At 37.6% G+C, this 24,657-nt stretch carries 10 protein-coding genes; 3 read left to right on the forward strand and 7 right to left on the reverse strand.

Annotated elements, in window-relative coordinates; translation table 11 throughout:
- Positions 1-4: 4 nt before the first annotated feature.
- Entirely contained in the window at positions 5-874 is an 870-nt protein-coding gene (locus tag ACE939_RS13140; RefSeq protein WP_378186051.1) for a M23 family metallopeptidase, read from the reverse strand.
- Positions 875-1,091: 217 nt separating this feature from the next.
- Between ACE939_RS13140 and ACE939_RS13145 the strand changes: the two genes are divergently transcribed.
- Complete coding sequence (locus ACE939_RS13145) at positions 1,092-1,280, forward strand: twin-arginine translocase TatA/TatE family subunit (RefSeq protein WP_378186052.1); 189 nt, start codon at positions 1,092-1,094, stop codon at positions 1,278-1,280.
- A 68-nt stretch (positions 1,281-1,348) separates the two neighbouring features.
- Here the strand turns inward: ACE939_RS13145 and ACE939_RS13150 are convergent, their stop codons facing one another.
- From ACE939_RS13150 to ACE939_RS13165, 4 genes are all read right to left on the reverse strand, one after another.
- Positions 1,349-3,475, reverse strand: a complete 2,127-nt coding sequence (locus tag ACE939_RS13150) for a Tex family protein (protein ID WP_378186053.1) — start codon at positions 3,473-3,475, stop codon at positions 1,349-1,351.
- Positions 3,476-3,513: 38 nt separating this feature from the next.
- Positions 3,514-4,500 carry a DUF4837 family protein gene (locus ACE939_RS13155; protein ID WP_378186054.1) on the reverse strand — a complete coding sequence of 329 codons (987 nt, stop codon included), beginning with the start codon at positions 4,498-4,500 and terminating at the stop codon, positions 3,514-3,516.
- Positions 4,501-4,518: 18 nt separating this feature from the next.
- Positions 4,519-6,147 carry a LysM peptidoglycan-binding domain-containing protein gene (locus ACE939_RS13160; protein ID WP_378188454.1) on the reverse strand — a complete coding sequence of 543 codons (1,629 nt, stop codon included), beginning with the start codon at positions 6,145-6,147 and terminating at the stop codon, positions 4,519-4,521.
- A gap of 195 nt (positions 6,148-6,342) precedes the next feature.
- Positions 6,343-7,530, reverse strand: coding sequence for a phosphoglycerate kinase (locus ACE939_RS13165; RefSeq protein ID WP_378186056.1), 1,188 nt, complete (start codon positions 7,528-7,530; stop codon positions 6,343-6,345).
- Positions 7,531-7,698: 168 nt separating this feature from the next.
- Here ACE939_RS13165 and ACE939_RS13170 point away from each other — a divergent pair, with 168 nt between their 5' ends.
- Both ACE939_RS13170 and ACE939_RS13175 read left to right on the forward strand, forming a co-directional pair.
- The gene (locus tag ACE939_RS13170; protein WP_378186057.1) at positions 7,699-8,853 is read left to right on the forward strand and encodes an ATP-binding protein; all 1,155 of its coding nucleotides are present in this window, start codon (positions 7,699-7,701) and stop codon (positions 8,851-8,853) included.
- Between the two features lie 16 nt (positions 8,854-8,869).
- A complete protein-coding gene (locus ACE939_RS13175; protein ID WP_378186058.1) occupies positions 8,870-9,268 on the forward strand; it encodes a DoxX family protein in 399 nt (132 codons plus the stop codon).
- A gap of 106 nt (positions 9,269-9,374) precedes the next feature.
- Here ACE939_RS13175 and ACE939_RS13180 read toward each other — a convergent pair whose 3' ends face one another.
- Together ACE939_RS13180 and ACE939_RS13185 are read right to left on the reverse strand one after the other, a co-directional pair.
- Complete coding sequence (locus ACE939_RS13180) at positions 9,375-10,331, reverse strand: type IX secretion system membrane protein PorP/SprF (protein WP_378186059.1); 957 nt, start codon at positions 10,329-10,331, stop codon at positions 9,375-9,377.
- A gap of 88 nt (positions 10,332-10,419) precedes the next feature.
- Positions 10,420-24,618 (reverse strand): T9SS type B sorting domain-containing protein, encoded by a 14,199-nt coding sequence (locus ACE939_RS13185; RefSeq protein ID WP_378186060.1) that lies wholly within the window; start codon positions 24,616-24,618, stop codon positions 10,420-10,422.
- Positions 24,619-24,657: the final 39 nt, after the last annotated feature.

Below are 24,657 nucleotides of genomic sequence, written 5' to 3' on the forward strand. Positions count from 1 at the left end.
TTCGCTATTCAAAATCTATAAACTTGGTGGGATCATAAGGTAATCCACCATTCCATAACTCAAAATGCAAATGAGGGCCAGTAGAGAATTCTCCTGTAGAGCCAGCAATTGCAATAACTTCTCCCTTTTTTACTTGATCTCCCTGTCTTTTACTAAGCGAGGCATTGTGCTTATACACTGTTACAAGACTATTACCGTGTTCGATAATAATAACATGACCAGTATCCGCAGTCCATTCGGCAAAAATAATAGTCCCCGCGGCCGCAGCTTTTACTGGTGTATCTTTGAGCACGGCAACGTCGACAGCATAATGTTTGTCACTCGCGTTGTATGCAGCAGTTATAGTTCCTGTAACTGGTGGAAATAAAGAAAAATTTACATCTGTTTTTTTATCCTCAAAAACGCTATATTTATCTTCTTGAGAGACTTCTGCTCTAAGTTTCATATCCGCTTCTGAAGGCTTCAAATTCACACTTTCAATATCAATTTGTTGAGATTTAACCGCAGAATCCAAATCAAATGCTACTGTTTTGACATCTCCAGTTAAGACCTTCCGAATAGAGTTATAATATTCCTGATTAACTCGTATTACATTTTCTAAAGAGTCTGTCGTGGACACTAATTTTGATGCTTGTAAATTAAGCCGTGTTGACGAATATCCTGGAATGTATTCTCTCAAAGGAGTAAACGCGATCAATACTATTGTTCCAGAGATCAATAGTATAGAAGTAATAGTGACAAGCACAAAAACATTGAGTCTAGTTAGTTTGAAGGAAATACGTTCCTCAAAAGTATCCTCATTAAGGATTACTAAGCGATACTTGTTGAGTAGCTTTCTCGTAATTCTTTTTGGTTCTTTTCTCTTTTTTGCCATATCTAATAATCGCAAATATACATAATCTGCAAATATGCTATGATACTACTATAGCTTGAAAGGTTATAAATTAAATACTTTCTAGTACTAGAAAAACGGTCCTTATCAAGATATAGTTTCTTTACAATACAAAATAAAAACAAATGCTGCTTTTTTAACACCCTAAAAGGTCTTTTTATTTATTTCTTACTAACTTTGCAATCTAATACAAAAGGTAATGATAGCATCAAGTATTTTTTTAGGAATGATTGGTCCATGGCAAATTGCATTGATCGTCATAATTGTACTTTTATTATTTGGAGGTAAAAAAATTCCAGAATTAATGAGAGGTCTAGGAAGTGGTATTAAAGAATTTAAGGATGCCTCTAAAGAAGAAGAAGATCCAAAAATTGATGAAAAGAAATAAAACATCTTGTTTAACGATACAAACCCCCAATACTTATGTAAGTATTGGGGGTTTTTCTTTTCATACTACTAGTCAATTAATGATAACTGAATTCGTTTCCGCGCAACATCTACCTCAACTATTGTTACCATAAGATGTTGGTTGAGTTGTACTACAGCGTTCACATCTGATATATACTCATTTGCAAGTTTTGATATATGAATTAGTCCGCTTTCTTTAATTCCAATATCAACAAAACATCCAAAATTGGTGATGTTGTTTACGATTCCTGGCAATTTCATTCCCGTATGTATGTCTTGAATGCTTCTCACATTAGGATCAAATTCAAATGCAGAAGCCATCCTACGAGGATCTACACCAGGTTTTTTTAATTCTTTTAAAATATCTGTAAGAGTGGGTAGTCCGACATCATTAGTAATGTACTTTTTAAGCTCTATCTTTTGTATTAACTCAACGTTACCTATTAAATCGGCCACTGTCACACCAACATCCTTTGCCATCTGTTTTACGAGATTATACCGTTCTGGGTGAACAGCAGAGTTGTCTAGCGGATGTTTTGAATCTGTAATACGTAAAAAAGCAGCGGCTTGTTCAAAAGCTTTTCCGCCTAATCGGGGTATTTTTTTTAGCTCTTGTCTAGATTTTATCCTTCCATGCTCTGATCTATAAGACACAATATTTTCTGCTAACTTACTTCCGACTCCAGAGACATAACTAAGTAAGGGAGCACTGGCTGTATTTACGTTAATACCAACGGTATTAACACAGCTAACTACTACCGTGTCCAATTCATTTTTTAATTGATTTTGATCGACATCATGTTGATACTGTCCTACACCAATAGCTTTTGGATCTATTTTAACCAGCTCGGCTAAAGGATCAGCTAAACGGCGACCAATGGATATAGCGCCGCGAACGGTAACATCATAATTTGGAAATTCGGATCGTGCGATTTTGGAGGCTGAGTATACAGATGCCCCACTCTCATTTACCATAAATACCTGTAATGATTTATCAAACGGTATTTTTTTAATAAAAGCCTCAGTCTCTCTTGCTGCCGTGCCGTTACCAATTGCAATAGCTTCAACATTATAGGCATTGACCAATGACTTAATTTTTTTACTGCTTAGGGTAACATCGCGTTGTGGCGGATGGGGATAAATATTTTCATTATGTAATAAATCTCCCTTTTCGTCTAGACAAACAACTTTACATCCCGATTTAAACCCGGGATCCAATGCCAAAATTCTCTTTTGTCCCAAAGGAGACGCAAGTAATAATTGCTTAAGGTTTTGTGCAAAGACACGAATTGCATCCTGATCAGCTTTTTCTTTGACCTGCCCCAATACTTCAGTCGCTATAGCGGGTGCAAGTAACCTTTTATACGCATCACTACTCGCCAAAAAAACGTGATCGGTACAAGCTTCTATATTGGTTTTAATTATTTGGCGATCAATTATATCAAGTGCATCATTTTCTGTCACTGCTATTTTAACTCTAACAATCTTTTCCTTTTCTGCTCGTAAAATGGCTAACAACCTGTGTGATGGACATTTGTTCAGCGGTTCTTCCCATTCAAAATATTGTTGATATTTTTGAGCTTCTTCAAGCTCTTTTTTACTTTTTATTACTTTGGAGGTAATCATCGCCTTGCGCTCATATAATCTACGCAGTGTGCTTCGTATTTTTTCGTTTTCATTAATCCATTCTGCAATAATGTCTCGTGCACCTTGCAAAGCATCCTCTACAGTTAATACAGTAGTACTTATAAATTGTTGTGCTTTATATTCAACCTCTTCTTCTCGCTGATTAAAAATTAGCTGTGCCAAGGGCTCCAAACCATTTTCTTTAGCAACATCTGCCTTTGTTTTGCGCTTTTTTTTGTAAGGTAAATACAAATCCTCTAGAATGACCAATGAACTAGCTTGTTCTATTTTACTCTTTAATGTTGGGGTCAGTACTCCTTGTTCTTCAATAGATGCGAGGATGCTTTCTCGTCGCTTTTCTAAAGTCTCGTAAGCCGTTTTATATTTAACAATGTCTGCAAGGGATACCTCGTCAAGATTACCTGTCATTTCTTTTCTATAGCGAGCAATAAAGGGAATTGTAGCTCCTTCATTTAAAAGAGTTATAGTTTTTTCCAGTTGACTTTTGGTCACAGGAAGTTGCTTTGCAATAAAAGAAAGTAAATTCATTTCCTTGATTTGAAATTATTTTTTGAGAAGTAAGGTGGTTATTTAAAAACTATTGATTTCATAATAGCTTCAAGTTCAAACATATTATCCCGTTTACGCACTGAAGGAGCAAAAACGAATCCTTCTAAGACTAGTGTTCTATCGTTCTCATTATCTTCTATAATATAATTTACAAAAGGACCCGACATAAAACGGTCTTTGATTTCCCAAATCCCTTTCGTTTCGAAAGCAAATTTACCATCTAATGTATTTTCAAATAAGTATGGTGCATATGCTTTTTCTGTTATAAACTTTCCATTAGCAGAGGTTGGTATATAAAGTGTACCGATAGAATCGCGCATTTTGATAATTTGAGATACTGTAGAAGAATCTTGAGTGATTGAATTTACTGGCAGCTCATAGATCATTAAATTCATACTTCCTTGCGGAATATCTTTGCGTATCCATATAAAATCTTCTTCTTCTTTGGCTACCCGATATGCTGAAGGAATCTGCAGTTGAATTCCAAAATCTTTTTCTAATTGAGGTATTTTTTCTAGCGATTTTTTAATACGCTTTTGTTTTTCTGATGTTTCAACCTTTTTATACTCGCTAATAATTTTATCGGCATTTTGACGTAATAAGTTTACTATTTCTTGATCTGTGCTACCACTTATAATGGCTCCGATTTGGGGAGTTGCAAATTTGTTTTTTAGTAGTGTAAACGTATTTGTTGCTGTTTTTTCAATTTTAAGAAACGTCCTGTTTTTTCGTGCCATACCCGAAAAAGCTACTGGTGGCATTTGTCGCATAGAAAACAAAGGTTCTTCTTGAGGTAAACCTGGTACTTCGGCACCAAAATATTTACGAATTGTGTCTCCAACAGCTCCTTTCCATAATTCGTTATCAACAATTACTGATAGTTCATTGATACGACCAACAGAATGTGCCATCGCATCTTGATTCATTACTTTAGTTTCACTTTTTTTTTCGGTACAACTACTTATTACAGCAATACAAAAAAAGGCTATTATTAAATTTTTCATGAAAGGGTTTACTTAGTGTTATGATTTTGAAAGCTTCAGTTTCATACCTGGCTTTATTCCAGTGCCACTAATATCGTTCCAATTTTTAAGATTTTCGATGGTAATGCCTTTAAATTTTTGAGAAATACTCCATAAGGTATCTCCTGCTTTGACCGTATATTGTTTGGATTGAGTATCTGCAACCGATGTCTTTTTGGAAGTTGCTCTTGTGGTGGTTACTGGTTTTCTTGGATAAATTGTTAAGCGTTGACCTATACGCAAGTTATTACTTTTCATCCTGTTCCACTTCATGATTTGACTTACACGTACCCCATATTTTCTCGCTATTTTACCCAAATAATCACCACTTCTTACTCGATATCGAATTCTGTGACTTGCTTCAAAAAACTTTGGCAAAGGTTTTTCACGCTTATTCAATTCTGCCTGTGCAATTGTGTATAATTGATTTTCATTTGCTACAAAGGCCCCTACTTTTTCGAGAGGTAATCTAAGAACATAATTTTCATCTTTTATAAAAGGAATAATGTCCAGTTTATAAGAAGGATTTAAAAACTGAAGCTCTTCTAGATCAATGTTCATTTTTTCTGACACTTGCTCCAAAGTAATCATTTGTTTTACCTTAACCGTATCGGTTTCAAAATAAGCAAATCTAGGCCTTTTAGGTTTAAAATTATGTTTGTCTGCATACTCAAAAATATACATAGTGGCTAAAAATGCGGGTAAATACCCTGCAGTTTCTCTTGGTAAGTTATGTCGTATATTCCAATAATTAGTATAGCCACCGCTACGTCTAATAGCTTTTGTTACATTACCTGGACCCGAATTATACGAAGCTAATGCCAAATCCCAATCTCCAAAAACACGATATAAACTTGACAAATATTGACAAGCGGCTTTTGTTGCCATTAAAGGATCCATACGCTCATCTACATAAGAACTTACCTCTAGTCCAAACATTTTACCCGTACCAAACATAAATTGCCATAACCCTGTAGCTCCTACTCTAGATTTTGCTCTTGGTCTTAGTGCTGATTCTACTATCGCTAAATATTTGATTTCTAAGGGAATGTTATGATTGTCTAATTCTTGTTCGAACAAAGGAAAATAAAATTCGCTTAGTGCCATTAAACGCTCTAAGTGTTCATGTCTATTTTTAAGGTAGCTTTTAATTACACTTTCTAACGATGGGTTATACTCCACATTAAAAGGAGTTCTCGCGTTGAGTTCTGCTAATCTTGCTTTTAAGGTATCTGTAGGTAACTCGACAAATTCGACTGGTTTATAATCTAAAGTTTGTACCGAATTATAGAGCGTATCAAACAAGTCTGAGTTATACAATTCACGCTTCCAAATCGAATCTAGTGTTGCAAGTTCTGGATGATCCTTTGCTACCACTATCACGCTATCTTTTATACTTGTTAATGTAATTGTTTTTCTCTCATAGCCTACAACCTTTTCAACAACGCTTACTGTATCAATGCTACGTATGGTATCTGTCGCTATTTCACCAGAAACTTTGGTCAACTCAGTCTTTCTGGCTTTCTTTTTGTTTCGTCTAGAAGTTCTAGATTCTTTTTCTTGTGCTGAAGCGTGAGCAACTATAATTAAAAGAAATACACTTATAATTATTTTAAAAAAACGACTCATTTTCATACTACAATTAGAATTTAGGGGTGATATTTTAAGTTTAAGGTATAGTTGCTAGCTGATTCGATGCTAAAATCGTGTTTTTTTTCTGAAAACAAAAGTGCTTACTAGTTAAAAACCAAAAAAAACCAGTTTAAACAACTGGTTTTTAATGAATTCTATAATTAATAGTTTGATTCTTACAAGAATGTGTTTTTATGCTTCTATTGCAGCAATGCCCGGTAGCGTTTTTCCTTCTAGACTTTCTAACATGGCTCCGCCTCCTGTAGAAACATAGCTCATATCATCGTCAAGATCAAACTGTTTAACTGCAGCTACAGAGTCGCCACCACCTACCAATGAAAAAGCTCCATGCTCGGTAGCCTTTGCTATTGACTTACCTAGAGCAATTGTTCCTTTAGCAAAATTTTCCATTTCAAAAACTCCCAAAGGTCCATTCCAAAGGATAGTTTTTGATTTCATAAGTACTTCGTCAAAATTTTTGATTGATTCTGGTCCAATATCAAGCCCTTGCCATCCATCAGGAATTGCATCCACTGCTACAACCTGTGTTTTTGCGTCATTATTAAAAGCATCTGCCGCAATAACATCTACAGGCAAATGTACAATAACACCTTTCTCTTTGGCTTTTTTAAGAATTGATAAGGCTAACTCCTGTTTATCACTCTCACAAATAGAATCACCAATTGCACCACCGTTTGCTTTTATAAAAGTATAGGTCATACCGCCACCAATAATCAAATGATCAATTTTGTCAAGGATATTTTCGATAATAGTAATCTTAGACGAAACTTTTGATCCTCCTAGAATCGCCGTGACAGGCTTCTCACCAGTTTTTAACACTTTTTCTATACTTTCAATTTCTTTAGCCATTAACGCTCCAAAACATTTTTTGTCTGTAAAAAATTGAGCTATTATTGCTGTTGATGCATGTGCCCGATGTGCTGTGCCAAAGGCATCGTTAATATAAATATCTCCCATGTTGGATAACTGCTCTGCAAATTGCTTATCGCCTTCAGTTTCTTCCTTATGAAACCTTAAATTTTCCAATAATAGTACCTCTCCTGGACCCAAATCGGCAACTAGTTTTTCTGCAGCTTCTCCCACACAATCTTCAGAAAATTTAACTTGTACCCCAATTATTTCGGATACCTTATCGGCAATATGTTTTAATGAAAACTTATCGTCAACACCTTTTGGTCTTCCCAAATGCGACATCAAAACTGCGCTTCCGCCGTCTTCTAAAACTTTAATAATAGTTGGTTTGGCAGCCTCAATTCTGGTAGCATCTGTTACTTCATTTTCGTCGTTTAATGGAACATTGAAATCTACTCGAATTAATGCTTTTTTATTCTCAAAATTAAAGTCTTGTATGGTTCTCATTAGTATATGGATGTTTTGTGAACGAAAATAAAAGGTTTCAATTAAAAAGTTCCTAAAGATTTCAAAAAATTTATGTCAATTTACATCTATTTCATATCGCGTGCGTTTTAATGCATTTAATTTTGAGTAAGGATGAGAAGGAGCCACTAATAATAAATATATTTGCCTATGAAATTTTCTGATATTTTAGGTTTAGATCATATTAAAAACTACTTGACAACAAGTGTAGATAGGGGTAGAATACCTCATGCTCAACTTTTTGTTGGTGCCAATGGTAGCGGTACTTTACCTATGGCGATAGCCTATGCGCAATATATTTTATGTGCAAACCAACAGGGAGAAAATACAGGTACTAATACTGCTTGTAATATAAAATTTGACCATTTGGCTCATCCAGATTTACATTTTGCATATCCGGTAGCTACCAATGACAAAGTAAAAAAGCATCCTACATCAGATCAATTTGCAACAGAGTGGCGTAATTTTGCTGCACAGTCTCCTTACGGAAGTATTTTTGATTGGTATCTTTCTCTTGGTATAGAAAATAAACAAGGTCAAATAGGAGTAGATGAGGCCTTACAGATTGTTAAAAAATTGTCTCTTAAGAGTTATGAAGGGGGACATAAAGTAATGCTCATATGGATGGCAGATAAAATGAATAACGCTGCTTCTAACAAATTATTGAAACTCATTGAAGAACCTCCAAAAAAAACTATTTTTATCTTAATTACTGAAAATGAAGAACAACTCTTGCAGACTATTCGTTCTCGCTGCCAAGTACTTCATTTTCCTGCATTAGGGGAGCAAGTAATCAAGGATGCTCTTTTATCACTTTCTGATGCAGATGAAAACGAAATAACCAAAATTGCCCATCAAGCAGAAGGTGATTATAATAAAGCTTTACATTTATTACATCATGATGGTGGTGATGATCAGTTTGAAGAATGGTTTATTCAATGGATTAGAACTGCGTTTAGAGCAAAAGGTAATAAATCTGCTGTTAATGATCTCATCGTGTGGAGTGAATCGATAGCTGGTGCTGGAAGAGAAACTCAAAAGAAATTTTTAAAATATTGTATCGATTTCTTTAGACAAGCTCTTTTACTCAATTATGAGGCCAAAGAACTTGTTTTTTTTACTCCTATTACCCCTGGCTTCGATTTGGCAAAATTTGCCCCTTTTGTTCATGGAGCTAACATAGTTGACATCACTACACAATTACAAGAAGCTATATTTCATATAGAAAGAAATGGTAATGCAAAAATAATACTGACTGATCTGTCTATTAAACTTACAAGACTACTACATCGCAAAGCTGAATAACCCTTAAATTCCTGATATGAAAAACTTACTATCACATCTTGTTCCCATTACTATTTTAGTATTTTTATTTATTACCTTTTTTCAGTCTGCGGTAGACAAGCTTTTTGATTTTAAAGGGAATAAAGCATGGTTGCAACAACATTTTGCAACAACAATTCTTGCCAAACACGTACCGTTGTTGTTAAGTATTGTACTAATTCTAGAAAGCGTTACAGCGATTGGATGCATTCTGGGCGTAATATTCTTATTACATTCTGGAGCAACTCATTTTGCCGTTTTTGTTATGCTTCTTTCTTGTATTACACTACTTGCCTTATTGTTTGGTCAACGCGTAGCAAAAGACTATCCAGGCGCTTTGACAATTACTTGCTATTTTATAGTCGCTATTTTTGGTTTATATGTTGTTAACCAATAGCTATGAGGAGCAATTATGGAATCAATAATATGCAATTATATACTTACAAAAAAACCCTTTGTCTTTCAACAAAGGGTTCTAAATTTAAGTTTGGTTAAGTAGGTTTTTAATAGGTACAACCACACTTACTCTGTCGACATCCAAAATCAAATCCTAAAGTAATCATATGTGATCCTGCTGCTGTACTTGGTTGCAAGACCTCGTTTACGTTAATTTGATAGGCATATGCGACATAGAAATTAAATTTCTTTACTCCTACCATCGGAGAGACAGAAAGTGGCTTAAAACTCTGATCTACGAGAGAACGAATACTTAATCCCGCCCAATAGTAATCTGCTTTATGCATTTTGCGTACTTTCAAGTTCAAATCAGCCGTACTACGTCCATCACCAGCAAAGTTTTGGTATAAAACTGAAGGTTCAATTTCAATATTGCTAAAACGGTGAAAAAATGTGTATCCTGTATACATATAATAATTCTGAATTGTAGAAGGCTCTGTCGGATTAAAATCATCGATTTCCTTTTGCAACAAATTCACTGCATTACCACTAAAGAAAAATCTACCAAATCGATATAAGAAACCGATATCAAAATTAGAGTTGTTTACCGTAACATTTGCCAAGCCTGGATTAATAGGCGCATCGGGATTACCATCATTAAATTGCTGGGCATCGATACCAAATTGGGTAAATTTATAACTTAATCCAAAAGAAAGATACATATTATCATATTCACTCAACGTCAAGTGATGTGCAAATGATAGCTGTACTCCTTTTTGAGTCGTAAAACCATTTTGATCATTAAATAAGATTGCACCTATACCCGAACGGTCAGAGATTCTCCCATCAAAGGATAATGACTGTGTTCCTGGAGAATCCTCTATACTCACCCATTGTTCAAATCCAGAAGCTCGCACCTGCCAACAATCTCCTATCCCCGCGTAGGCCGAGGATATGAGGTATGGGTTATCTGCAAGGTATTGATTTTGCACTGGTGCCGAAAACTCCTGTGCATAGGAAAAACATCCTAAAAACAATCCTATAATTAAACTACATTTTTTCATCTACACTTAAAATTATTGACCGATGGGGCTTTGCACAACAATCGGTTGTATGATCAATTCTTTTTCTAACGTTATAATTTACTTCATATTATCGATATAATGTAAAGTGACCTGTAAACTGTCTATCATCTACATCATTTAAGATAATTGTGTACCAGTAATCACCAGATGGTAATTCTTTATTTTGGTAAAGACCGGCCCATCCTTTTTCATCTCCTTTAAACTCTCCTAACAATCGACCATATCTATCAAATATCTTCACTTCCATGTTTGCAAAGAAGAACGGATCATCTACAAATGGTGTAATCTGACCTGGATACCAATAATCATCTTTGCCATCTCCATTGGGTGTAAAGTAATTAGGGATACGAATATTAATATATGTCAATTCTTGGAATACCGATACCTCACAACCATTTGCATCAACGACTCTAATAAAATATGTTCCACTCTTACGAATTGCAAAAATATTAGAATCCAATTCTCCCTCTTCCGAATCAAATAATACATGATACGTATAAGGAGCAACTCCACCTTCTACAATAATCTCATACTCATTAGGATCTTCTGGATTATTTGTCATTTGTGCAACCGGCACAGTTAGCGGCACATATTCTTCTATGCGCACTGTATCAATAATCTGTGTACACAGACCACTTTCCATTACAGCCTCATATTGACCAGGTTCCACTATAAATCTACCCGTAGTATTTTGATTGGATTGCGGGTTTGGTGTACCATTGATTCCGTTTAACGTATAAATAATGTTTACACCCGCAAGCACATCTGGTATTTGGAATTCGATAAAGTGACTCTCTTCACTTAATAGTACAGGAGTGTTATCTTCACTGAAGCCCCATTCTGGACATTCTAACCCTTGTACTACAGTTGCGCTTAAGGCTACACCTTCTGGAATAAATACAGGCAATTCAAAGAGACATCCATTAGCGTCTCTAACATACACTGTCAATGCACCGCCCGGTAAGTTATCAAATATCAATTGATCCGCAACAAAATCTGCATCGTTATTTGTAATACTCGTTTCATACGGAGCAGTACCACCAGTAATGTCTATAGTCACACCTCCATCATTCTCATCTGCACACGTTTCGGGTTCGATTGAGCCTGACACTACAGCTACCTGCAATGGGTTTGGTTCGTTAATAGTACGTTGTTCTACTGAGCTACATCCATTAGCATCTTGAATATACACATCATAAATTCCTGGACCTAAATCAGTAAATGTATGTTCATTAGGTAGGCTATCATCAGCATCTCTAATAAATGTTCCTGGATTTGTACTGATAGCAAAAGAATATGGTGGAGTTCCTGTACCAGACGTTACTGTAATACGTATCTGTCCATCGTCTTCACCACTACACTGTACATCTGTTTCTACTACATCTGCTACCAATTGAGAAGGCTCAGTGATTTCAAAATCTTCAGATGTTTCACATCCTCTGTCAGAACTTACGGTATATCTATATCTGCCAGCTGATAAGCCAGTAAATAAACTTTGAGCTTGTGGCCCTTGGTTACTACCAGATCCAGTTATCACGATTAGATTAAAAGTATAATCTCCTAATCCACCGGTTACATCAGCATTTATTCGACCATTAGTTTCGCCAGCACAACTCAATAAAATTTGCGTTGCGCTTAGTGTAATATTAATTTCTTCGATAGGTGCAACTACAAAGGCATTTGAACGTTGTGATTCACAACCATTGGCATCTTCAACATAAAATTGATAAGACCCTTCTGGCAACGTAAAATTACCGTTCGCCTGAGAAGAAATAACGCCTGACTGATTAATAACATAAAACGTTGTTATACCACCACCAGCACTTGTTGTTCCAGATACTGTAAACGTTCCTGTAGTATCCCCACAGTTTAATAAAGGTCCAGAAGTTACATCAACAGTTACTTCTGCTGGCTCAATTAAAGTTTCTGTTGCTGTAGCAGAACAACTAAGCTCATCATATGCCGTAATTGTATATACTACATTAGGTCTCAGGTTTTCAAACGTATTTGATGTCTGCGGTGCACTTTCTGTGCCTCCTCCTGCTCTAATCGAATACCTGAAAGGCCCATTAGATCCAGTCGCCGTTGCAACAATCTGTCCATCAACTGATCCAAAGCATGTTACATCTGTACCCGCTAATGCAAGTGCAACGTCATCTGCAGGTGGTAATACCTCAAATGTGTTTGTAGCTGTACAACTAAAGGTTCCATTATCATCGGTCGCCGTTACTGTATAGGTACCAGCAGGTAAACCTTCAAAACGTCCATTTCCATCATGTGTACTAGATGGTGGCACTGGAGATATCGTATAGGTTACAGTTCCTTGTCTTCCGGTAACTGATGCTGTAAAACCACCATTAGCTGCTGGATCACAGAACTCTTGATCATTAATTGCGTTGATACTTAAAACAAACGGGGCTAAAGGACCACCAATTTGAACAGTATTAGATACCTCAACACAAAGTGGACTTGCTGTTTCCGTAATTTCAACCGTATAACTACCTAAGGCAAAGGTTTGTGGCAATATATTTGGATTAGCATCAGTTGTTGTGTCTCCAGTACCTGTCGCAACCGCAGTTCCTGTACCATCCAATACACGGTAACTATAAGCACCTGTATATCCTGTTATCACTATGCGAATCGTTCCATCGGCATCACCAAAACAACTTTCTGGTGTTTCTTGACTTGCAACCACATCGATGGTATCAAATTCATCAACTCTATAGGAAACTGGAATTGAACACGTTGTAGTTTGATCAGTAATTGTGAAATTATAATTTCCTACTGCTGGTAAGTTAAACGTAGCAGCAGTAGTTGTTCCTGTAGCGGTAATCGTTTGTGAAGTTACTGCAGCAGGACCATTGGTTACCTCGAATAAGAAGTCACCTCCTGGTGTACCACCATCAATCTCGATAGTAACTACTTCTATATTCGTGATACAGTCCATACGTGTTACCAACGTAGCTCTTGGGTTTGTCATTATTGGAAATGGAGCAACCGTTTGAGACACTGTAGCTAAACATCCGTTAGCATCTACAATGGTAAAGTCATATGCTCCGTCAATATCAGCATCAACGATATGTTGTGCGCCAGTTACCGCGATATTAGTAAACGTTCCTGTAGGTCCATTATACGATATGCGATATGGTGCTGTTCCACCAGTAATATCTACTGTAATATCTGGGAAATTATCATTATTAGAAGTATCACAGGTATAATTCGAAGCTAACGTAGTAGCATCCAAAACTACTGGCTCACTAACTGTTATTGGCTCTACCGTCGTGGTACATCCAAGATTCGAAGTAATTATAACTTCATAATCCCCTGCCGCAAGTCCAGTAAACGTTCTATCATCTGTTTGAGGTCCCGCTACTGATACTCCCGTAGCAGTTGGCGAAGGATCATAAACAAATAATTCATATGTATACGGATTATCTACACTTGCAGCATTGAGCACAATTGCGATCACACCATCTGACTCTCCATTACATGAAACGTCTTCTATAATAGGTGCGTCTGCAATAGGGTCTACCGGTATAGCTCTCGATACAGTAAACGTAGCTGTACAGCCAGGTGCAGGTGCAATTGCCGAATCTATAACTTCGACTCTATAATCGCCCGCAGCAATACCAGGGAATACCAGAGTACCTTGTGGTCCTGCTACAACAGCATTGGTTACATTATCTACTAATGTGAAACTAAAGTTTCCTGGATTTGTCGCAAAATCGGATCCTCCTGTGATATTGCTCACAGTTATTTCCCCATCTGCATTACGACAGGTTGGTTCTGTAGTGAAATCAGCATCAAACAATACCTCATCATAAACTGTGATAGTTTCTTGATTTGATGGACATCCATTAGCATCGTACACTGTTACCTGATAGGTTCCTGCTGTAGTTACCGTAAACTCGTGGGTATTATTGTCAATATTACCTACTACAGCTATATCACTATCTAATTGATAACTTAAGGTTCCAAAACCTGTAGCAGTAACCGTAAAAGTATAGTTATTATCAAACGTACACGGATCATCTACAAACTGTGGCAGTGGCGTATCTAATATTGGATTCGGTGTTACATCAGGAATCGTAATCTCAAGACGTTCAACACAACTATTTGCGTCCTCTACAAAAATAACCCAATTCAAACTCGTAGCGGGATCCAAATCAAATGTATTTGTCTCTGGATAAGTCGCAGGATCTGGTTGAGGTAGAGCGCCAGCTACAAATGCAAAACTATAAGGTGCTACACCACCCGAAGCTTCCATAACAATATGAGAAAGTAGATCGTTACAATTTGGTGTTGATGCACTCAATAAAGCAAGTGTTAACGGTGTAGGTTGAGCAATCGTTACAGTATTTGAGGCTTCATCACAAAACGGTGAGTCTAAAGCTTCAACATCCACTACAAACGTACCACTGGATAAACCTGTTATCAACAATGGATTCGTAACTGAAGTGTCTCCCGTACCTGAAGCTTCTACAGTACTTGTTCCGGTATTGGTCACCGTGTAATTATAAGTTCCTGTATACCCAGTGATTTCTAAATTAATCTCTCCAGTTGAATCCCCAGCACATAACACAGAAGTTACTTCGGTGGCTATTGCATCAATGGTGTCAAACGGAGCGACTATATAGGGTGCTGTATCTATAGAACATCCTGTTTGTAAATCTGTAATTCTAAAGGTATAGCTACCCGGTGAAGCCAAATCAAAGGTAGCACTACTAGTGGTACCTGATGCATCTTCGGCAACAACTTGTGTATCTGTCCCTAACGGAAGTAAATCAAATTGGTATCCCGCAGTGTTTCCAGTAATTCTATCAATAGAAACAATAACGCCCTCTGGATTATCACAAGAGATCACACCACCATTGGTAGCTGAAGCATCTCTGGTAACTAAAGGATTCGTCATTATAGGGAAAGGATCTACCGTCTCAGTTGGTACTACAACCGGACATCCATTACTATCATTTACAGTGATGTCATAATTTCCAGCTTCATCAGCATCAATAATATACTGTACTCCAGCGGTACTACCATCAGCATCGGTTACTGTTTGATTATTTACGGTTATTGATGGTGTCGTATACGTGATGGTGTATGGAGGTGTTCCATTTTCAATCGTTACTGTAATGTCTGGGAAAATTTCACTATTATCTGGTGCACACGTATAGCTTGATTGTGATGTTGTAGCAGTCAATAAAGTTGGACTACCCACTACGATATCGACCGATGTACTAACACACCCTCTTCCTGAGGTTACCACCATTTGATATGTACCCGCTGAAAACAATCCAGTAAAAACAGGGCTTGCTTGTGATGGTGCTATTACGCCCGCTCCCTGAAATATTTCATAAGAATATGGTGTGTCACCACTAGTAGATGGATCTAACTCAATAGTAATTGATCCGTCACTAGCTCCAAAACAAGATACATCTTCAGATGTTCCCGTAATTATAGGATCAACAGGTACGGATCGTGATACATTAACCGTAGCTGTACATCCAGGTACTGGAGCAATCGCAGAATCAGTAACTTCGACTCTATAATCCCCCGCTGCAATACCTGTGAAAACATCAGAAGCCTGTGGACCTGCTACAAGAGCATTGGTTCCATTATCCACTAATACAAAAATAAAGTTTCCTGGATTTGCTACATAATCGGATCCTCCTGTGATATTGCTCACTGTAATCACTCCATCTGCATTACGACATGTCGGCTCTGTAGTGAAATCCGCATCAAATCGTAGTTCTTCAAAAACTGTGATACTGGCTGTATCAAAACAACCATTTGGATCTCTAACCGTCAAAGTATATGTTCCTGGTGCGTTTACAGTGTATACAAAAGAACCATCATTTGGAGTATCAGCAACAAATACTGGCGTGTCCGCAGTACCTGTATCACCATCATCGATACCATATTCTAATTGACCAGTACCTGTAGCATTTACAGTAAATGTGTAATTATTATCAAAGGTACATGGATCATCTACAAATGTAGGTACCAAAGTAAATGCAGGATCCACTATTTCTGTTATCGTAACATCTAATGGTGGCAATACTTCACAATCATTAGCATCTAAGATATACACATCCCAATCTAAACCTACAGATTGGTCTAACGCTAAGACATTATTTGTATCATATGATGCAGGTGCAGGTGCAGCAGCTCCATCGATAACTGCGGCATAGCGGTAAGGAGGTGTACCTCCTTGTCCATTGACTACTACTTGGGAAAATGAATTACAATTTCCGATAGTATTACTTGTTTCAACTATTGCTAGTGGAGTCGGTTCTGTAATTGTGAATACAATTGATGAATTACATGGATCTGCAACTGATATATCAGATTCTATGACTCGAAGCAAATACTCCCCTGGACCAAAGCCGCTGATGGTTCCATTGGCAGTTGCCCCTACAGTCTCAGGATTACCATTTCCAAAAGTAACACTTCCATTAATATTGGTAAACAAATCTGAAGTTCTGTATATCTCATATGTCAATTCATTTCCTTGATACGAATCAATATTATAAATAATTGAGCCATCTGCAACAGAAGTACAACTTACGTTATCCTCGGTAACCGCAAGATTCATAGGAGATGGGCTACTTACTGGAGCTATACTTTGAATATCAGTACATCCAGTACTTGTATCGATAATTTCATATGTAAATGCAGTATCAAAAGGTATATTAGTAAACCTATGATTTCGTTCTGGAACGCCAGAACTTACAGGTAATCCATTTAGGTTTCCTGGAACACCTGATGGATATTCTCTGATTAAAAACGGCCCTGTACCTCCAGAAACATTTATATCTGCAGTAACTCCGTTGGAACATGTAGCCGTAGTGCTAGTTGCAATAGTAAAGATTGCTGGTGTTGCTATATTGTATGTGAACTCATAAATACAATTATTTGCATCTTCTACTCTTACTTTATAGTCACCAAAATCTAGGTCATTAAAAATTACAAAATCATCTGTTGTAGGACCTATAGGTTGTGCTGTTGTTGTTGTTGCCAGCGAATTATCTAAGTTCAACAAACTATATGTGTAAGGAGGTGTTCCTCCTGTTATATTAGATAAATCAATTCTACCTAAAACATTACCAGTCGCACTACATGTAATATCAACATTATTTTCTGTACCAATGACAACAGGGTCCGGCTGGTTAACAGTTATTGTAAAAGCAGGACTATTGATACAGTTTTTTGCATCTCTTACAAAATAATTATATGTTCCCGCTGCTAGGTTACCATATGTAGTTTGACTACTATATCCCAGTCCATTAAAGTCTATTTGATATGGTCCTGTACCTACAGTTGTATCAATCGTAATTACTACAGAACCATCTGCTTGACCATTACACGTAGCATCACTAGCTACAGCGGTTGCAACTGGTTCTGGATTATCAGTAACAGTGATACTAGAAGATTCGGCCGTACAACCCTCACTATCGGTTACTCTAAATTGATAGTTACCTGCAGTGATCGTTGTAAACGGTGAAGTAGTTGCTGTATACGTTGTTCCTCCATCAGAACTTACTTCTATAGTTCTAGTTCCATTTCCATCTGCTGTCGTTATATCAATTACAGCATCTGGACTTGCAGTACAATCTAAGTCTTTTGTTAGAGAGGCAGTGATTCGTACTTGTGGTTCAATAGTAAATGTTGTAATTGCAGTTGAACAATTACTGTCTGTATTTGTTACTGTTACATCATAGGTTCCAGGTGTTAAGTTAGGAATCTCAAAAGTATTAGCCGGTGCTGGTCCTGGTAAAAATGTTACCGCTACATCGGCATTGCCATTGAGGCTATATGTAAACGGACCAAGAGGTGCTGCTATTCCTGGAGTTATTGTAATCCATTGACTTGCTTGATTGGTCGAGTCGTAACAAGCATCACCACCAGACACAGCTGCAATTGTAGGGGCAATTTTTGTTCCCACAGTAATAGGAAAACCTGTTGGGGTCTCACAAGCTGTAGGTAAACTAGCATCCCTTACAAAAACGGTATAATCTCCAGCTGCTAATGCTGCAAAAAAGCTTGATGACTGATATCCTCTAATAATTGTAACACCTGCACTGTCTCTTAACTCATATTGTAATGATCCACGACCTCCAGAGGCTGTTGCTATCACTGCTCCTGTTGAGTCACCGCAATTAGCATCTGCACTTGTTGCTGATACAGTAATTGCCGCTGGCTCTGTAATAGTAACGGTGTCTGTATCCGTACAGTTCGTTGTAGCATCGGTAACCTCTACAGTATATGTACCTACTCCTAATCCTGTAACTGGGGTTGGAGTCGTGGCAATGGGTCCACCTGAGGCAACAATAATGGCTGCTCCATCAGTAACGGTGTACGTATAATCATTTGTACCTAAATTGGTTACACTAAAAGACAACGCGCCATTTGTATCTGCATTACAAGTTGGTTCTGCTGTAACAGTAGCATTAACAACAATTTGATCTATTGGGTCGATAGTATAGCTTTCTGAATACACACATCCATCTGTCGTAGTTCTTGACTCAAAAGTATAAGTTCCTGCGGTTAACGTATAGGTGTCTGTTGTAGCAAAAGAAGTTGCATCTCCTGCAGGAGCAGCAATTCTATACTCAAAAGAAGAGGCTCCATTTGTACCTGTAGCAGTTAATGTTAGATCGGTGGTAAGAGCTGGACATTGTATTTGAGTTTCTACAAAAGCAATATCAGTAACTTCTTGCAATGGATCGATTGTTAAATCTCCTAAGTTTACAGGACATCCATTTGTATCAGTATCTCTAATATATAAAGTATAGGTTCCATCGGTAAGGTTATCAAAAATACCTGTAGTATTCGTAAAAGTTACGCCGTCTATACTATACTCGTACGAGCCGTTTCCGTTTGCAGGATTAGTGACTCTTATTTCTCCAAATATAATACCAGTTCCTGCGGCATCACAACTATAATCTCTTGTTATATTAATATCAGCAGTTAACGCTAAAGGTGCTGTAATTGTTGCGTTTACAGTAACAGCACATCCATATTGATCACTAACTTCGATACTATGAGCACCAATAGCAACAGCTGTAAAATTATTACTCGTCGCTGCTACTGGACCTACTGTAGTAGTTCCATCTAACACATACGTGAACGGACCTGAACCAGCGGTAACGGTAACCAAGATGGCGCCTGTTCCTGTAGGACATTCCGGATCAGTAGCGGTAGCGGTAGCGGTAATTGGCGTATATGGATCAAGAACTATAGGTGTAGAAGTTACTGTACAATTCTGCGAATCCGTTACTCTAATTTCATATGTTCCTGCTACATTGGTAGCAAAAGGAGATCCTCCTGTATAAGCTGCATCTACAACAGCGCCATCGCGAATAATTGCAATTATATTACCTCCATTTCCACCAGTGGTACTAAAGGTAATTGTTGCATCCTCTGTAGGAGCACAAGTAATTTCTTTAGTCAGCGCAGCAGTAATAGTTAGCTGCGGAGCTATGTTAAAACTTATAGGAGCAGAACTACAAGTACTTGCAGTATTCTGTACCGTTACTGTATATGAACCTGGGTTTAAATTTGGAATTTCAAAAGAGTTTGGAGGCAAGCCAGCAGGATTTGCAAAATCAACTGGTTGAGGCGCACCGCCATTTAAACTATAAGTAAACGGTCCTGTTGGTGTAGTACCTGGAGTGATTGTAATCCATTGACTTGCCAGATCTGTTGTGTCGTAACATGCATCACCACCTGTGATTGCAGCTAATGTTGGTAACTGCGTTTGATCAATAGTAATTGTTTGGCTCGGTGTCTCACAAGCTGTTGTTGGATCATTTGTATCTCTTACAAAAATAGTATAGGTACCAGGCGCTAGATTCGTAAAAGTGTTGCTATTTTGATAAGGTACTATAGCAGGTAGTGCTTCTGCAGCATCTCTTAACTCATATTGATAGCCACCTCTACCACCACTAGCTGTAACCGTAATAGATCCTGTATTATTACCACAATCTGCAGCATCTGATACAAGAGTAAACCCTAATACTGTAGGCTCAGTTATGGTTACAGTATCTGTATTATTACAATTGGTTGCTTCGTCTCTTACTAATATCGTATAAGTTCCAGCTCCGAGACCTGTAACCGTTATTGGTGTAGTATTTTGACCAGTAACTGTAGTCGGTGTTGTAATTGTACCACCAGACACAGTATATTCATACGTATTTGTAGAAAGATCAATATCACTAACCGTAAAACTTAATGCACCATCGGTATCCCCATTACATGTTGGTTCTGCTGTTGCAGCTCCATTGACCGCAATATTATCGATTGCATCAATGGTTACTGTATCTGAATAAACACAGCCATCTATTGTAGTTCTAGCTTCAAAGGTGTAAGTTCCGACTGAGAGTGTATAGGTATCTGTAGTTGCAAATGTTGTAGCTTCTCCAGCAGGTGCAGCTATTCTATATTCGAAAGAAGTAGCTCCGTTTGTCCCTGTGGCAGAAACAGTTACTGATGATGTTAGCGCTGGACACTGCAAGGCAGTTTGACTAAAATTTAAGCTGCTAACTTCTTGCAAAGGATCTACAACCATTGGCAAAGATGCTACTGGACACGATATGGTACTTGCATCTCGTGCATATACTGTGTAAGTTCCATCTGTCAAACCTGTAAAAACTCCAGAAGTATTCGTATAATCGACACCGTCAATACTATAGGAGTATCCCGCTCCAAGTAAAGGTGCAACGGTAATAGTCGCTGTTTGTACACCTGTACCTGCGGCATCACAACGATATTCTTGCGTTATGCTTGCTGTAATACTTGCTCCTACAGGTGAAAGAATTGAAAAATCAGGAGACCATTCAACTGGACAAATTGTCGGAGGCGTAGTTCCTGGAGGGGTAGTATTTTCATGAGAAACTCTTGCAACATAAAGGTCACCATCAGGAATATTTGTAAATGTAATATCTCGTAACGGACTTGTAATTACATCGATTTGTGTGGGTACTGTATCAGTAGCATTAGCACGTTGTAATAATTCATAGGTATACGTCCTTCCAGAAACTGCTGGAGATACTTCAACTCGAACTTGACCAGTGTCTCCAGGACATGTAGGATTTGTAACTGTTACATTATCAATAACAATAGGTTCATAAGTATCAATATTACTAATAGAGGCTTCAATAATACAAGCAGGAACTCCGCTTGGTATATTTTCATCACTCACATAAAAAGTATAGGTTGCAGAGGGGTCCGCTGGACTTGGTATTTCAAACTGATTGTTGGTAGAGTAATTACCCGTACCATCATCAAAAAGGTAATTTCCAGAACCCGCTAAAACATTTACCTCAACTATTGCGCCAGATTCACAAGTTTCTGGGGCAATTAAAACTACCTCTGCTCTAAAATCTGGTGCTGGGTTAATTGTAACTGTTTCATTATATATACAGTTTGGAGCCTGATTAGGTCTGTTTGAAATTACTTCAACAGTATAGGTATCTGGTAATAAACCATCTTGTCTATAGTTTCCATTATTAGCTCCAGAATTAGGTATAATAATAGGAGTAGAAAGACTTGGAGCACTTATTGTATATTCATATTCTGGTGATCCACCAGTTACAGCAATAAGTATCGAACCAGAACCAGTACCGTTATCATTATTAACACAGGTAGGGTCAAAAGCCGTAACACTATAGGTTGGGTTAATTTCTGGTACATTGATCGTCGCTGTGTATTCACAACCTCCTGGAAAGGTAGTATCAATACCATAAACCGTAACATCCCCTGGTGTTGAAATAGCAAACACACCTGTCGTATTAGAATATGGACCACCAGAGGTCAAACTAAAAGCATAGTTGCTATTTGGTACATTAGTTACCGTAACACTACCGTCATTACCACACTCGATAGGCGTCATGTCTAACACAGGTTGATAATCGTTTTTAAATACACTGAAATAAAAAGGTATAAAACATCCACCATCAAATTCTGCCAAAATTCTGTAGTCTCCAGCTGTATCCACTGTAAAACTAGTTGCGTTACCTCCTGGTTCTTCTACCCAATTTGCACCCGTACAACTTCCTGATAATAGGGAACATGGGTCATTGGGGTCGGATACACATGAACCGCTTGGCGCTAAACGTTGCCAAGAAATATTTCTAAAACCACTGGAAGAGAAATTCGATTCTAATAATAATGTTTGATTACCACATAAGGATATTTGAGGTATTTCAATCCCACTACAATTTTCGGTTGTTATGGTTGTACCATTTACATAATCTAATATAGGGTTTGTAATATCGCTAAAACTTTCTACTTCATATTCTTCGGTTAATGTCATACATGTACCATCTGAAGGATCCGTATCTTCTTTAACCACAGAGTAGGTTCCCGTTTGAGGAATTGGTACATCTAAAAAATTAACAGTAGTCACTATAGGCGGAGAAATACCTGGACCCGACCAGGTATACCGATCATAGCCAGCTCCCGCTTCTAAACGGAGATCAGCCGTACAGGCTAGTACATTTGTACTACATGCAGGCACATTCACTAAAAAGTTAGTCGCTTCTCCATCACTATTACCACAGGCTCCAATGATACTGCTACTATTATTAGTTGCTGTAACCCCAGAATCTACCCCAGTAAAGGTTGCTAAAGCAATATTTTGTATCGTATTAGAACACGCATCTCTTAATTCTTCACAGCTATTTACCAATCGCGCTCTAAATCGAATGTATATAGGCAAATCTCCCGGCAAGCCGTTGAACCCAGCCTCTACTAAATCTGCTGGAATATTAAAATCGATAATACCTGGTGAAGGAATGGTATAGGTAACTCCTGGTGGCAAGGTCGCATCTTGAACAGACACCAAATCTGTATTAGCAGGCAGAATATCTCTTATCGTAATAGAGCCATCCACTAAATCTTCATTACCTGTATTTTGTATTTCGAGATCATAAAATATTTCGTCACCTAATTCAACTGTACCGTTTGTGATATCGGTAATACCATCGGTTGCATATACTTTTTTAACTATTTGTAATTTAGGTTCGATAATATCTACCGCAAAGGTATTTAAGAATACTCTATAGGTATCTTGAACTGTTCTTAATCGAAAAGTAGCGTCGGTTTGATTATTACCTAGTAAAATATTCCCTACATTAGGCAAGTCAAAAAGATCAATATCAAAACCAAGTGTGTTTTGTGATGCTGGGTTTCTGTTATTTAGATAATTATTATTAAACGATACTGAACTATCAAAAAAGTTATTTCTATCATTTGGAGCCCCTAATGTAGTCCCTAATCTTGTAAAACCCCCTAGTGTATTTTGAATTCTTAATTGATCCCCACCTAAACCTCTATCACCTTCTAAACCTGCGATACCATAACGTGCTCGGACAGGTAAAGTTCCAGGTAAAGTTTGAAAACCAGAATACGTAAAATCGATATCTGGATTACCACTTCTAATTTGAATAAAACCATCTGCTGATCCTATAAAACGGCTAGGCTCTAGTGGATCCTCATATACAACTACAAGTACCCAACCGCCAGAAGCTCCAGAAGCTCCAGAGGTGGTTCCTATCGTAGCATTCATATTTGCTACGGTATAAGTTCCCGTAGGTTCTGCGGGATTGATTAAATCCGTAACGTCGGCATAGCATACATAAGGTACATCATCATTTGCTCTATCGCTAGGGTTTGTAACTGTATTGCGATAGCCATCATAGATCGTTCTAGAAGCAGTTACATCTACGTAGCCTCTACCAGGTACTCTAAATTTAATATTTCTAAAATCATTATCTCCTATTTTACGAGCATCTTGCGCTGGTAAGCCTGTAAGTCGTTCATCTCCATTGCTATTATTAACATCGTTGGGTGCCGGATTATTCACATTACTATCACCATTTCTAACTAAATAATAGGTGGCTGACCAATATAACGCTGCATACCTAATTGTTGAACAGTCTGGTCTTGGGGTCTCAATGTCTGCACTACTTGAACTAAAGGTAGTTGGATCTCCATCGATATCAATATAATCGGAAATACTACCTCCATTATTAAAATTACCATTATAGGCAGCATTGGGATTATAATTCGTACCTCCTACCCTTCTCAGTCCCACAATAGAATTACCAGACATTACCAAATTACCGTTAATTCTGGAAAAAGTTCCACTATTCTCGGGCCTTGCTTGTAAGGGTACAAGTTCTTGCGCATATATATTGCTTATGGTACTGGTGAGTAGTAAAAACATCACCAGAACTATCTTTATGGGTACAATTGTTTTCATAAGCTGTGTGTTAAATTAGTTATTTTGGGGCATCGACTT

It is taken from the genome of Aquimarina rhodophyticola (assembly GCF_042434915.1).
GTDB lineage: Bacteria > Bacteroidota > Bacteroidia > Flavobacteriales > Flavobacteriaceae > Aquimarina.

What these genes read in the sequence shown, in the direction of transcription:
- ACE939_RS13170 (WP_378186057.1), top strand. Translation starts at nt 7,699, where the DNA reads ATGAAATTTTCTGATATTTTAGGTTTAGATCATATTAAAAACTACTTG.
- ACE939_RS13140 (WP_378186051.1), bottom strand. Translation starts at nt 874, where the DNA reads ATGGCAAAAAAGAGAAAAGAACCAAAAAGAATTACGAGAAAGCTACTC.
- ACE939_RS13150 (WP_378186053.1), bottom strand. Translation starts at nt 3,475, where the DNA reads ATGAATTTACTTTCTTTTATTGCAAAGCAACTTCCTGTGACCAAAAGT.
- ACE939_RS13185 (WP_378186060.1), bottom strand. Translation starts at nt 24,618, where the DNA reads ATGAAAACAATTGTACCCATAAAGATAGTTCTGGTGATGTTTTTACTA.
- ACE939_RS13165 (WP_378186056.1), bottom strand. Translation starts at nt 7,530, where the DNA reads ATGAGAACCATACAAGACTTTAATTTTGAGAATAAAAAAGCATTAATT.
- ACE939_RS13145 (WP_378186052.1), top strand. Translation starts at nt 1,092, where the DNA reads ATGATAGCATCAAGTATTTTTTTAGGAATGATTGGTCCATGGCAAATT.
- ACE939_RS13175 (WP_378186058.1), top strand. Translation starts at nt 8,870, where the DNA reads ATGAAAAACTTACTATCACATCTTGTTCCCATTACTATTTTAGTATTT.
- ACE939_RS13155 (WP_378186054.1), bottom strand. Translation starts at nt 4,500, where the DNA reads ATGAAAAATTTAATAATAGCCTTTTTTTGTATTGCTGTAATAAGTAGT.
- ACE939_RS13160 (WP_378188454.1), bottom strand. Translation starts at nt 6,147, where the DNA reads ATGAGTCGTTTTTTTAAAATAATTATAAGTGTATTTCTTTTAATTATA.
- ACE939_RS13180 (WP_378186059.1), bottom strand. Translation starts at nt 10,331, where the DNA reads ATGAAAAAATGTAGTTTAATTATAGGATTGTTTTTAGGATGTTTTTCC.